At 40.1% G+C, this 12,981-nt stretch carries 11 protein-coding genes; 1 reads left to right on the forward strand and 10 read right to left on the reverse strand.

Going from position 1 to position 12,981, the window contains the following annotated elements:
* Position 1: 1 nt before the first annotated feature.
* The 9 genes from ACFPZG_RS10580 to ACFPZG_RS10620 all read right to left on the reverse strand — a co-directional run bounded on the left by ACFPZG_RS10580 (position 2) and on the right by ACFPZG_RS10620 (position 11,282).
* Positions 2-934: an ABC transporter ATP-binding protein gene (locus ACFPZG_RS10580; protein ID WP_283731595.1), complete on the reverse strand. Its 933-nt coding sequence runs from the start codon at positions 932-934 to the stop codon at positions 2-4.
* Positions 931-3,351, reverse strand: a complete 2,421-nt coding sequence (locus ACFPZG_RS10585) for a hypothetical protein (protein ID WP_317940172.1) — start codon at positions 3,349-3,351, stop codon at positions 931-933. Before ACFPZG_RS10585 ends, ACFPZG_RS10580 begins: the two co-directional genes overlap by 4 nt.
* An 80-nt stretch (positions 3,352-3,431) precedes the next feature.
* The gene (locus ACFPZG_RS10590) at positions 3,432-4,322 is read right to left on the reverse strand and encodes a LysR family transcriptional regulator (RefSeq protein WP_283731593.1); all 891 of its coding nucleotides are present in this window, start codon (positions 4,320-4,322) and stop codon (positions 3,432-3,434) included.
* On the reverse strand, positions 4,309-5,793 hold the full coding sequence (locus tag ACFPZG_RS10595; protein WP_283731592.1) for an MDR family MFS transporter: 1,485 nt from the start codon (positions 5,791-5,793) through the stop codon (positions 4,309-4,311). The genes ACFPZG_RS10590 and ACFPZG_RS10595 overlap by 14 nt, the downstream gene beginning before the upstream one ends.
* An 81-nt stretch (positions 5,794-5,874) precedes the next feature.
* A complete protein-coding gene (cbpB, locus tag ACFPZG_RS10600; RefSeq protein WP_283731591.1) occupies positions 5,875-6,312 on the reverse strand; it encodes a cyclic-di-AMP-binding protein CbpB in 438 nt (145 codons plus the stop codon).
* 239 nt (positions 6,313-6,551) lie between these two features.
* Complete coding sequence (locus ACFPZG_RS10605; RefSeq protein WP_283731590.1) at positions 6,552-6,782, reverse strand: hypothetical protein; 231 nt, start codon at positions 6,780-6,782, stop codon at positions 6,552-6,554.
* Between the two features lie 83 nt (positions 6,783-6,865).
* Positions 6,866-7,624, reverse strand: a complete 759-nt coding sequence (gene fadH / locus ACFPZG_RS10610) for a 2,4-dienoyl-CoA reductase (RefSeq protein ID WP_283731589.1) — start codon at positions 7,622-7,624, stop codon at positions 6,866-6,868.
* A gap of 352 nt (positions 7,625-7,976) precedes the next feature.
* Positions 7,977-8,777 (reverse strand): DUF2268 domain-containing putative Zn-dependent protease, encoded by an 801-nt coding sequence (locus tag ACFPZG_RS10615; protein ID WP_283731588.1) that lies wholly within the window; start codon positions 8,775-8,777, stop codon positions 7,977-7,979.
* 447 nt (positions 8,778-9,224) lie between these two features.
* The gene (locus ACFPZG_RS10620) at positions 9,225-11,282 is read right to left on the reverse strand and encodes a putative bifunctional diguanylate cyclase/phosphodiesterase (protein WP_317940173.1); all 2,058 of its coding nucleotides are present in this window, start codon (positions 11,280-11,282) and stop codon (positions 9,225-9,227) included.
* A 217-nt stretch (positions 11,283-11,499) separates the two neighbouring features.
* Here ACFPZG_RS10620 and ACFPZG_RS10625 point away from each other — a divergent pair, with 217 nt between their 5' ends.
* On the forward strand, positions 11,500-11,982 hold the full coding sequence (locus ACFPZG_RS10625; RefSeq protein ID WP_317940174.1) for a YkyB family protein: 483 nt from the start codon (positions 11,500-11,502) through the stop codon (positions 11,980-11,982).
* A gap of 23 nt (positions 11,983-12,005) precedes the next feature.
* Here ACFPZG_RS10625 and ACFPZG_RS10630 read toward each other — a convergent pair whose 3' ends face one another.
* Complete coding sequence (locus ACFPZG_RS10630) at positions 12,006-12,878, reverse strand: NAD(P)-dependent oxidoreductase (RefSeq protein ID WP_283731584.1); 873 nt, start codon at positions 12,876-12,878, stop codon at positions 12,006-12,008.
* Positions 12,879-12,981: the final 103 nt, after the last annotated feature.

Raw genomic sequence — 12,981 nt, forward strand, 5'->3', positions numbered from 1 at the left:
ATTAGTCGGCGGCTCCTTTCGTTATTTCCATAAAGACATCTTCAAGGTTTGTTACATGTTCCATGAATGAAACAATCGGCAAATCTTCTAACATCGCCTTTTTCAGCATGCCAATCTGCTCCTCTTCGCTTCCCCTATACGTGAAGGAAATGCCATCTCCACTATCAAGCCTTTCAATTGATGTAACATATGGCTGTTCCTCAAAAAAGGAAATTACTTCATAAGTTTTAGAGATAAGTCGAACTGTAATTACTTTTTCTCCTTGCAATTTTTTCTGTATTTCAGCAACGGATCCATGTGCAATCAGTTTCCCATTGTCAATAACACCAATTTCATCACACATCTCCGCAAGTTCAGGCAGAATATGAGAGGAGATTAAGATTGTCTTTCCCATACCTTTTAACGTTTTTAGAATATCACGCATTTCAACCCGTGCCCTTGGATCAAGTCCAGAAGCAGGTTCATCCAAAATAAGCACCTTAGGATCGTGTATCAAGCTACGAGCCAAGCATAGTCTCTGCTTCATCCCCCTCGAAAGCAAATCAACATAAGAATTTCTTTTATGAGTTAGATTTACTAACTCCAACAACTGCGGTATAAGTATCTTCCTTTCCTCATCAGGAATACCGTAGCTGGCTCCATAAAAGTCCAAATATTCATCAGCCTTTAGCTGATCGTATACACCGAAGAAATCTGGCATATAGCCAATCAGTTTTCGGATTTCTGATGGCTTTTCACGAACGCTGATGCCATTGATGAATACTTCTCCTGAAGTTGGTTGAAGCAATGTGGAAAGGATTAAAAATGTCGTTGATTTACCGGCACCATTCGCACCGACAAATCCGAATACCGTTCCCTCATCGAGCGTTAAATCCAAATTATCAAGCGCGGTAAATTGCCCATATTTCTTTGTCAGCCCTTTAATTTCTATCATTTCTTCACCTCGCCATGCAACTTGATTTCGGGAGCTTGTGCTTCAATTCCACGTTGCCCACCTGTAAATTCAAGGTGGAATTTCAATTCACCATTTTCAGACAAGTAAGGCCGGATTGAATCGATGGTTTGCTTCCGTTCAGACTTTAATTGCTCGAATTGCTGTGTGGTTTGATTAAAAATGCTCAAATTATATAATTGGTGTTGAATTTTGGATATATCTGCTGACTTCCAGTGGAATCCATTCCCCATGTACTCCTCAGGAATCTTCCATGTTTGGACATAACTTTCCTCATCGAAATAGTACATATTACCCGGATAGCCCGTTAGATGAGGCTCCATATTATATTTCTCCGAAAGAAGTTTCATCTCCATCATTTCGGCATCCATCGTGAAGGAATCACTGAATTCAATTTTAGGTGTAAATGGCTGTGTAATCATTGTCAGTGCGTCGGTAGTCGCTTTTATCTTCTCAAGCTTTACAGGTATTAGTTGTGTATCCGCATAACCAATGATTGCTGGTTTGGATTGACTATTGATAAAATCACCTGAAAACGACATTAGTCCACGTTTTCTCATTTCCATTAATTCATCTGTGTTCACCGGCATTTGGCCCGAATACACATTGCTGACTGAACGTTTAGGCAATAATGTGGAAGTAGTCAAAGTTTCATTCACTTTTAACGTTTCGCCCGGTCCTAAATCACCAATTTCGATTTGCTTATTTCCTGACCAAATAGCAACATCTTTTAAAGGGAAAGGGAAATTATTCGTTATTTCACCAGTAAGCTGTTTATCCTTCACGGTAAGTTTCACATCGTAATTTCCTTTTAGATCCAGCGTCGTTTGACCATACACGGAAGCAACATCCCAGTAACCAATATCTCTTAAAGATAATTTAGAGCCTGTTGCGTCTTTTTCAAGGATAGCCCGCTTATGTGAATTGGTGCTCATTCGCGAAGGTCCGAAAATGGAACCCATCGAATATGGCGTATACGTTGATAAAGTCGTCTCGAGGGGTACTGAGAAAACAAAATCCCCTGCTTTGTTTGTCAAAATGGATTCAACAAAATAACCAGTCAATGTTCCATCCCCGCTCACATCAAAGACGGAAGTCTGCTGTATTTGAGCCTGGCCGATACGATCTCGTGCACCATATGCAAAGATGAACACGGAAACGGCAACCGATATCGCGGGAATAATCCACCATGCGTGCTCCCTTTTGTCTTTACGTTTCAATACAAGATATAAAATCGGAATGATGATGACAATGTAGATCAGAATTACTCCAAATAGAAGTGGGGCGGACACTTTGAATGATGGAAAGAGCTCATTCGAATTTCCAATGGTCCAACGTAATGATTCAACCGGATCGTTGTAATATGGCATCATACCACCTGTCATCATTGATTGATCAACAGTGTCAAGTAGTTTTTTCCACACAGTATGTGCCCCATGCATTTTTGAAAAGGGTTCATCTCCCAATGAAAAAGAGGTTTGAACTACCATTCCCTTACCAAGTGGCTTCGATGCCGCCAAAATATGAGGACCGTCTGCATAAATCACTTTGGCATCGGCATTCAATTCTGACTGCGCAATAGTAACTTCCTTATCAAAGCCTTCGATTCCAGTCCAAATAATGAATGCTTCAGGACCGATTGTTGTACTAGTAGTTTGTGTAAGCGGCAAATAATCTGCAAAAACACCAGACTCTACAGTTAGATGATCTGAACCTCCGAAAATGATGACCCCACCTGAACGAACCCAGTTTAGTAACGCTTCCTGTTCAGCAGTAGTCATGTCAGCAATCGGGTATTCATCAATGATAATCGTATCAGTTGGTCCCCATCCGGCAGATTCATCTGGTAGTTTAACGGAGGCTATCTTGGAAGCATCAATCATCTGCACGTTAGGATAATTGGTTAAGCGCATTCCTTTTAAAGCGGACAGACGATCGATATTATCCGTAAATGCAGTTATGATTTTTGTATCTTCGTGATACATAGCAACCGTTATTTGCTGAGAACCTTTATGGGCTATCTCTTTCCCTTGTTTCCAGCCACCTTCATAAAAGAAGATTGACTTAGTGTTCATACCATACATATTGAAATCGAACATCTTAGAATTAATGAAAGTGACTGTTTTCGTTTCCCCAGCCCCTATATTTAGCGGAAAAACTTCACCGACTCCTGATTCATATGATTGCTGTGTATCGATGATTAAATCACCATTAAACGACGATGTTCCACTATTTTCGATTTCAATCGTAATGGGTGCCCCTTTACCATACTTTGCCTTTCCGTCAAACCCGGCAGACACCTTTACTTTAAGCTCAGGAGCTGCCATTGCATGAATGGTTGGTAAAAACAGGCATAATGCCATTAGTGTTAAAATAATTCCTATTTGCCTCTTCCACATAAGTAAATCCCCCTTCGTCAAACGCCATCTAACTTTGACCTTTCCTAATTAGTACGTAGAGAATAGAGGAAAGTTCCCTTCTATTCTGATTCCTTTCTTAATCTTCCAGCATATTTATTTACAACTTGAGTAAACGCATCCACTTGTTTCAATGCAAACGAAGATTCATAGCCGATCAGCCATGTATCTCTTGTCAGTTCAAATTCTTCCTCACTATTCAAAAGCGGTATCCTATTGACATCCTCATTCCCCGTTAACGTTATGGAAGGTAAGATCGCATAACCGATTCCATTAAGCGCAAGCTGTTTACACGTCTCGATTTGGTCCACGGTAATTTGTCTTCCAGGGTTTTGCGTGAAATGGCGCTGCCACCATCGCTGGATTTCCATATAATAATTTGAATCGCTTTTAAACTGGATGAATGGCCTGCTTGTATTTTTCAACTCGTCAATTGATGTGATTTCTTGATCGACAAGATACAGGCGATCCCTGAATAAATATTCTTTTTTACTTTTCCAATCGACTTGTCCACGTACAATTCCAATATGCGCTTCCCCGTCATAAAGTGCTTTTACAATTTCCGAACTCCAACCAGTCATCAAAGAAATTTTTGCATCAGGATACGTACCAACAAACTCTTTCAATACTTGAGGCAGCCATGTTTGGCCAACAATAGAAGCGCAGGCAATTTTCAAGGTTCCATGCACTTTATCCGCCAATGAAGCAATCATTTCCGCAGTTTCCTCTTTTTTAAGAATTGTTTCCTTTGCGAACGAAATAACAAGTTCACCAGCTGGAGTAGGTTCCAATCCTTTTTGGGAGCGGATGAAAAGCAATGTCCCCCATTCTTTCTCAATTGTCTGAAGCCGTTGAGAAAGTGCAGGCTGCGATAGAAATAACCGTTCTGCAGCCTTCCGCATATTTCCCTCTTCAGCCAAAGTCTTGATAATTTCAAGTTCAGTTGTCGTCATATTGAACCACCCCCCGCGGAATCCGTAAAATAAGTAGCATACTTATTACTGCAAAAACAAGAACGGCGATATATACCCATTGTAAAGACCCATCAAGTGCATGTTGCAATTCTTCCATTTTGAAAACTGGCAGTGTTGACCTCGCTTCTTCCGTCAAAAGAAGATTAATGTCATTTACTTCATAGTCAAGTTCCTTCTTTTTGAAGATCGTAAGTAATGATCCATTAAGTACGGCTCCGAAAATTGCGGCTCCTATCGTATTCCCAAAATTACGCATGAACATGTTAGCCGCAGTCGCAGAACCGCGGTGTTCCCGGCTAACAGCTCCTTGAATAGTTACAATGAAGGCTGTACTTGTCAAACCCATACCTACACCAATAAAAAAGCTTGAGAATGCTGCCCATAAAGGGCCCGACCCACCAGTCATTAATACGAATAACATTCCTCCGATAATTAATGATAACCCTCCGGCGAATGAAACCTTAAAAGTCCCGAATCTTATAAGAAGATGTCCTGCAACAGAAGAGGCAATTGGCCATCCTATCGACATCGCTGTCAATGTAAACCCAGCGATAATTGCAGGCTGTTCCATTACACCTGTCACGAATGTCGGTAAATAAGAGGAAACGCCAATCATTATGCCACCTGTCGTTAACGAAACAAGATTTGCGTAAAGAATCACAGGATTTTTCCAAATAGCAAATGGCATCATAGGATCCGCGGCCCTTCGCTCCGTCCAGATGAATAATGTAAACAATCCAATCCCGAAAACAACTAAGAAAAGACTTAATAAGGATGTCCTATCGAATGCTTGCCCGCCTTCAACAAGCCAAAATAGGATGATTGATAAAGAAGTGGCTAAAAGTGCTGCCCCTTTAAAATCAATGGCAACCTTCCGTTCAATTACAGGTTCTTGAAGAAAGAAAAATACTCCCGCCATCGCCAAAAGACCAAGTGGTACATTCACCCAGAAAACATATTTCCAGTCCATATACTGGACAATCAAACCACCAATGACTGGGCCTGAAACTGCAGAAACGCCCCATACACTTGATAGGTAACCTTGGATTTTCGCCCTTTCCTTAGTCGAATAGATATCCCCAACAATCGTAGTTGCGATTGGCATGACTGCGCCTGCTCCTAACCCTTGGATCAATCTATAGACGATTAACTGTTCCATCGTGTATGCAAAGCCACAAAGGATAGAACCTATAAGAAAGATAGACATTCCAATAAAGAATATTGGTTTACGACCAAACAAGTCCGCCAACTTTCCATATATAAGAACAGTGACAGTACTCATCAACAAATAGGATGAAAATATCCAACTATATCTCGAAAAGCCACCAAGTTCTGCAGCAATTGCAGGCATTGCCGTTGAAACGATTGTCGCTTCTACCGCACCAACGAACATGGCAAGCATCACTGAGATCAAAACGAATGGTCGATTTGTCTTTTTATGTATATTCATAATAATTCTCCTTCTCACATCGATACAAATAACAAAAGGCCCCAATTGGAGCCTTCCTCTTCAACGGCGAACCATTGAGCATTAATTCTTGTAAATGTATTTCTTAAATTCTTTCAGCATAACTCTTCTCGTCAGTATACCCGCAAAAGTACCGTCCTCTTCAGTTACACAAAGAAAAGTATGATTAATAAGCAGGTCCAAGCCCTTTTGGAACTTGTCAGTAGTTTTTATGTTCGGAATATCCGTTTGCATGATTTGGTCCACCTTCAAGTCTGCAAGCTTTTCATATTCGATTCGTTCCAACCCTAAAATGGAATCTGTAATCATCCCAATTCCAAGGAGTCCTTTTAGGTGATTTTTTGAATCGATGACAGGTATTGCAGAATAACCGGTTTTCGTAAGGACGAGAAGGGCGTGTTCCGCATTATTGCCGATTTGAACATGTGCCACTTTTTCGGCAGGAATTATATAATCGGCAATCGGTACGAATAGAAAATCCCTGTTATTTAGAGAAATCATTGAAATATCGCTCCTTCTGTTCACAAGCTTTAAAACAATTCTACAACACTATCATACCATAAGAGCAGTTAACATCCCATCGAATTCAAAATAAATGCGCAGGGCGCTCGCCTAACTGCGACAGGCATAAGACAGATAGCTAAACGGAGTCTTTTGACGTGCAGCGAAGCTGACTTATGACCCAAGCAGTTAGCGCCCGGAGCTGGACAAGTTTCAGCAGCAAAAAAGAAAACCCCTTCCTATATGGAAGAGGCCCAGTAAAAGAAAATTACGAATAGAATAAATAACGTTGCCACAGCGATCACCCAAATGATAGGGTTCAGAGACATCGGATGATCTTCAATCGCATCTGAAACATCATGATCATTTTCATTCAGAACAACACCGGTATTCCAGCTTCTTACAGCTTTCCATCCAATAGCCCCAATAATAAAAAACACGATTGCCAATGGAATAACCCAAATTACCATCTAAAAACATCCTCCCTAACACAATTTTCATTTAGGATGTGTTAGTTAAGCGATATAATACTTGTTCAGTTAGTGTTTTCACTTTAGAAAGGATACTGGTTCAACCATTGACCGCCGTCTAATGTTACGATTTCGCCGTTCATATATGCTGCTTTGTCTGACATGATGAAGGCAGCTAATTCAGCAATTTCTTCTGGTTTACCCACTCTTCCAAGCGGTACTGAATTGATCGTTCGTTGAACTGCTTTTTCCGATTGGAACAGACGTTCTGCACCGCCAGTTCGTTCAATTGGGCCTGGAGCAATTCCATTTATTCTGAACCCGTAGCTTCTTCCCCACTCAACAGCAAGTGTGCGTGTCAACGACATGACGCCAGCCTTTGCCGCAGCCGAATGGACAATTCCCGGACCAGCATCCCATGCGTAGGTCGCCAGCATATTAAGAATGGAACCTTTCTGCCCTTTTTTAATCCAATAATTCCCGACTGCACTTGTACAGTAGAATGTCCCATTTAAAACAATATCAATGACCGCATTCCATCCATTCGGAGAAAGTTCCTCCGCTTTGACAATGAAATTACCGGCAGCGTTATTCACGAGGCCATCAATTTTCCCGAATTTCTCGTCTGCGAATTCGACTAAACCTTGTACATTTTCAATATTGCGCACGTCCATTTGATAAATATGCGCTCTTTCCCCAATTTCCCCTTTTGCGGCATTTAGCCGATCGAGGTCGCGCCCGGTGATAATTACATCGGCACCTTCATCAGCAAATTTCTTTGCCATGTACTTCCCCATACCGTTCGATCCACCAGTTACAATAAACACCTTTTCAGTAAACATAACAATCCCCCTTAAAAGTGAATGAGTATTCATTCAAAATTATAGCATAACTTTCCATAGTTTCCGAGAGTAATCTGTCAACCGTTGATTTCCGTTTCAGGCGGACGCTTTCCGCAGGGCGGGCGGTGAACCACACCGCTCGCTACGCTCACAGGGTGTTTCACCTGTCAGAGCAAAGATGTGCTCCTTTCGCTACGCTTCACTCGCAAAAGCCGTTCTTCGTTACGGCTCTCGCTAATCCTCCCGGAGTCGCCGCCCTCCGCTCCAATCAACTAAGAGAATGCTTATTAATCAATTTATTAATTACATAATTAATTGAGGCTATTTGGGGTTAAAGAAATACATGTTCACTTTAGTTGAGATAGTTAGCCATGTAGTTTCCTTCTTCAAAAATTTCCTCCGAACTTTTTGAAGTCCATTCTCCTACTGTCATATCAGGATGCATATTTAAATAAGATCGAACCATTTTGTATCCTTCGCTATAGCCATAATTATGTGGGAGATTATTAGTGCCACCAAACATCATTTCAGCAATGATTTCATTGGTAGGGATACTATTAAGATATGGCTCAATCTTGCTCCAATTTTCTTTGTTAAAGCCTTCGTCAACATAATAATGGGTACTGTTTAAATTGGGATACACCAAGGTTTCAAACATTACTGCTTGCCCTTCCAGTATTAAATAATCTAATCCTGTCAAATTATAATTTTCCGTATGATGTTTTCCAATCCAAACACTATGATGGTATTCATGGGCCATACCTGGTTTATAAGTATTATCAAGCCTACTGTAAAAGACTGTAACTTTCCCTGACCCGCTTGTCACCATTTGAGAAGGATACCTTTCATTTTCAGGAAACACACATACTGTAGTTGTTTTATCTGATGGGAGTATGTCTGAGGACTTAACAAGTGATTCCTCAAATATCTCATTTAAATAATCTTTATTCATTTTTTCAATTTGATTTTTAATACTGTCAAAATCACTTTCTTTTGGTGTCCATTCCAATACAGTGGCAGAATCCATGTTAAAATGTTCAGCATCTTTGAAGCATGCTTCATATACAGGTTGTATTATTTCCTGTTGATATAATCTATAGAGTGTTTGATCTGGATTATCTTTGACTGCATCAAAAAAATACCCATATAACAAGTAGGCATAGATTATATTAAATTCCTGCCCTGTATTTGGGTTTTTAAATGAATAAGATATGCCTTCTTGCTCACTTTTTATATCCTCATTTGATTGCTCAATTTGCTTACAGGCAGTTAAAGATAAAATAAAAAGAAAACAAATTGTAATTAAAACTTTATTTGTGGTTTTTATTGTTCTCCTCTTCCTTTACTAGATTGTTGAACCTTCCCCATTTATAAAACTCTCCGTTGCTTGAAGTGGAAGGCGGCGAAGTTCAAAGATATGCTCTCAACGCTTCGCTTTTGTTCGCAAAAGCCGTTCTTCGTTCGTTACGGATTTTCCTGCGGGAAAAGCGAGACAACTGAGACCCCGCAAGGAGCGCGCTTTTCGCGACTGAGGAGGCTCAGCCTCGCCCGCGGAAAGCGTCCGCCTGGAACGGAGAGCAACTGTTTAAGGCATTTTCTTTCACATCCATGAAAAATACTTTTCAACAATTTGTGAAGCAGGTATAGCCTTGCTGAATAAAAACCCCTGCGCTTTATGGCAGTCGGCCTCTGTTAGGATTTTAACCTGTAAATCCTTCTCTACTCCTTCAGCAATCACTTGCATCCCAAGATTATGCGCAAGATTAATAATCGTCTTGGCAATCGCAGCATTTTTTTCATCCACTTCAATATCCTTAATAAACGATCGGTCGATCTTAATGATATCAATCGGATACAATTTCAAGTAACTAAGTGATGAATATCCAGTACCGAAATCATCTATTGAAATCGTTACGCCAATCTCCTTCAGCTTTTGCAAAGTGAAAAGTGTATCTTTTATATTCATAAGTACAGTTTCAGTTATTTCAACTTCGAATGAGGACGCATGTATACCATACTTATCAATCATATCTTTTGCTTTATTCGCAAATTCACCTGTGCTGAATTGTTTTGGTGAGATATTTACTGCAATCCGCACTTTCCGGAATTGCTTGTCCTGCCATTCCTTCAGTTGTTTACAAACAGTTTCCAGTACCCAATCCCCTATTGTATGAATGAGTCCTGATTCTTCCGCCATCGGTATGAATAGCGATGGTGAGACGAAACCGAATTTACGATTATTCCACCTTAGCAATGCCTCGAAGCTGTCAATTTGTCCAGTTTTTAAATTCACTTGCGGTTGATAATGAATTTCAAGTTCATTGAACTCTATCGCTCTACGGAGATGGGATTCCATTATTGCAGCATCCGTAAAGGATGTGTTCATCTCTTCTTTATAAAACCTGTAATGTGCTCTCCCACGTTCTTTGACGAAAAATACAGCCTGCTCCGCTTTTTTTAGAAGATCTTCAAGTATCACCCCATCGTCGGGGTAAACTGAAATACCGATAGAAGAGGAAATGAAATATTCTTGATGGTCGAAATAGAACGGCTTTGTAAAATCGCTTAATATTCGTTTAGATAGGTCTTCCGTTTTTTCGATGGAATGATCGCGCAAAAGGATGATAAATTCGTCCCCGCCATTCCGATAGAGCTTGCCTGCCTTCGGACATACAACTTTGATCCGTTCAGCAATCATTTTTAGGATTTCATCGGCACCTGTTCTTCCAATCGAATCGTTGATGGTCTTGAAACGATCCAAATCCAAATGAATGAACGATATTTTTTCTTCACTGCGGTATGCGTATTCAGCATCACCCTCAAAATGTTCTTTCAAGGCCCTTCTGTTCCACAATCCCGTTAATTGGTCATGATAAGATAGGAATAATAGCTTTTCGTTATTTTTAAAATGTGTAGAAGTATCCCTTAATATAAAATGGATTTCCTGTATTTCCCCTTGTATTGAAACGGGGATGGTTTTCAAATAAGCTGACAGATACTGTCCTTTTTTATGAAAAAAAGTTATTCCTTCCATTTCGATTGACTCACCAGAGAACGCACGCGATAGGAAACTCCTAAAATCGTCGACCCTTTCGTCTCCAATTAAATCCACAATGGATCTGCCCGTCAATTCTTTTGAACGATACCCAAAAGATTTATGAACCGCGCTATTTGCATATGTAATCCGGTTTTTCCGATTAACTGTAATAATCGGATCTAAATTATGATCAATGACTGACATATACTTTTGCTCGTATAGCCACCTAACTTTTTGTTCTGACATTAATTCATCTTGGGCACTTAATTCGATAAATATAGTTTGCTCGAATTCTTTGGTTTCTTGTCGAAATAATCTCAACTCAAAAAGCTTATCCTTATCATCTGTTTTGATGGTTAAAAACGCTTGTGTATACGGTCGAACCTTTAACGCTTTTAGATGCTTTTTAATCGTTTTCCAAATAGATCCAAAAAAAGCCGATGCAAGGACCCCTTCTTCCTCCTTGAAAAAGTGGCTTGCTTTATTATTAGCGAGGATCACCTTCCATTCATTTTCTATGCCCGACCCGATTAGGACGGTCATGTCGAATGGATGATTGTAAAAGTATGTATCCGTTGCTGGTTCAAGTTGAGCTTCAATTTCCACTGTTTTATTCTTCATGGCCGCCTCCATGCATGTCTTGAATGTAAAATAGTTTTATGCTCTCATGCAGTACTTTTTTCGACGTTATTTTACAAGTATACCTTTTAATTCGACAAAAAAATAGTAGTTTCCTAAAATTTCAGTACCTTTCGCCTAATCATTTTGTAAATGTTTCGAGAATATTTGTGATAAAATATAAAGAGAGGAAAGATTTTAAAATAAATAGGAGGAGTCTATGGAAACTGAGAGCAACATACGTCAAATCGCCATTGCAATTTACACTGTGAATCGGCACGCAAAAACTGCACCAAATAATCGAGTACTATACGAATTGAAAAACAGTTCGATACGAAAATTGCTTCGTTTGGGATATGCACAAAAAATCGGCTTACACTTTATCGAAAATCCCCAATTAAGCAAACAAAGCTCTACCGTATTAGTTAAATGCGGTGACTTCCTCTTTCATACCTTACCTGAAAAAGAAGACTTCAAATCTCTTCCCCATTTAGGCAACCAAGACGAAACATTTCGGAACCCCCAAGAACGGATGAATTTGAAAACCGCGAAAGAAATATTGTCAGATTTTATCGATGAACAAAATCCACCGATAACGGTCGGAAAGAAAAGATTGGTTTCACCAAAACGACCAGCTAAACGATTAAAACCGAGAGTGAGCAACACCCAATCATTTCGTTCATCATACTTGGATGGAAAATAAAAAGGAGGGTTTCCCCTCCTTTTTCACTTGCCGATATATCGTTTGTATAAAACCTGTGTCCCTTTCTCACCATATCCTTCTCCAATAAGTTCATCATACATATTCCTTGCCATTTCAAGACCTGGGAGCGATATCCCCATAAGTTCAGCTTCAGATAATGCAATATTCATGTCCTTCAGGAAATGTTTAACAAAGAATCCTGGTTCAAAATCACCGTTTATAATTCGTGGAGCTAAATTTGAAAGGGACCATGATCCCGCGGCGCCAGATGAAATGGATTGCAATATCGTGTCAGCATCCAATCCAGCGGCCTTTCCATAGGCAAGCGCTTCACAGACCCCAATCATATTTGTCGCGATGGCAATTTGATTGCACATTTTTGTATGCTGACCTGCACCTGCACCCCCTTGGTAAACAATTTGCTTCCCGAAAACCTCTAAAATTGGGAGCAATCGTTTAAATGTCTGCTCATCTCCTCCACACATAATCGATAAAGTACCATTTTGGGCACCGACATCCCCTCCGGAGACTGGTGCATCTATAGAATGAAGTCCCTTATTTTCACCATCCGCCGCAATTCTTTTTGCTAATTCCGGACTTGATGTCGTCATATCAACTAAAACTGCTCCATTTTGCGCATTCGCAAAAATTCCATTTTTGGAGTAATATACTTCTTCAACGTCTGCCGGATAGCCAACCATTGTAAAGATAAGGTCAGCATCTTTCACTGCTTGTCCAACTGTTTCAGCCCACTTTGCTCCCAAGGCAATTACCGACTCTGCCCTTTCCTTAGTACGTGTAAAAATTGTCACATCATATTCAGCATTTCTTAGGTGTTTAACAATACTACTTCCCATAACTCCGGTTCCAATAAAAGCAATTTTCTCTTTCCCCATTCATAACTCCTCCAATTTTTAGTCTATATCCATTATAATCAAAAATCATAAAAAAAGGAGGACAGATCCTGTAAAGGGTCCGTCCTCAAAAGGGGGAAATGAG

Source organism: Sporosarcina thermotolerans (genome assembly GCF_042658975.1).
Classification (GTDB): Bacteria; Bacillota; Bacilli; order Bacillales_A; family Planococcaceae; genus Sporosarcina; species Sporosarcina thermotolerans.

Coding starts and splice junctions, on each gene's coding strand:
- ACFPZG_RS10580 (WP_283731595.1), bottom strand. CDS start 934: ATGATAGAAATTAAAGGGCTGACAAAGAAATATGGGCAATTTACCGCG.
- ACFPZG_RS10585 (WP_317940172.1), bottom strand. CDS start 3,351: ATGTGGAAGAGGCAAATAGGAATTATTTTAACACTAATGGCATTATGC.
- ACFPZG_RS10590 (WP_283731593.1), bottom strand. CDS start 4,322: ATGACGACAACTGAACTTGAAATTATCAAGACTTTGGCTGAAGAGGGA.
- ACFPZG_RS10595 (WP_283731592.1), bottom strand. CDS start 5,793: ATGAATATACATAAAAAGACAAATCGACCATTCGTTTTGATCTCAGTG.
- cbpB (WP_283731591.1), bottom strand. CDS start 6,312: ATGATTTCTCTAAATAACAGGGATTTTCTATTCGTACCGATTGCCGAT.
- ACFPZG_RS10605 (WP_283731590.1), bottom strand. CDS start 6,782: ATGGTAATTTGGGTTATTCCATTGGCAATCGTGTTTTTTATTATTGGG.
- fadH (WP_283731589.1), bottom strand. CDS start 7,624: ATGTTTACTGAAAAGGTGTTTATTGTAACTGGTGGATCGAACGGTATG.
- ACFPZG_RS10620 (WP_317940173.1), bottom strand. CDS start 11,282: ATGAAGAATAAAACAGTGGAAATTGAAGCTCAACTTGAACCAGCAACG.
- ACFPZG_RS10625 (WP_317940174.1), top strand. CDS start 11,500: ATGGAAACTGAGAGCAACATACGTCAAATCGCCATTGCAATTTACACT.
- ACFPZG_RS10630 (WP_283731584.1), bottom strand. CDS start 12,878: ATGGGGAAAGAGAAAATTGCTTTTATTGGAACCGGAGTTATGGGAAGT.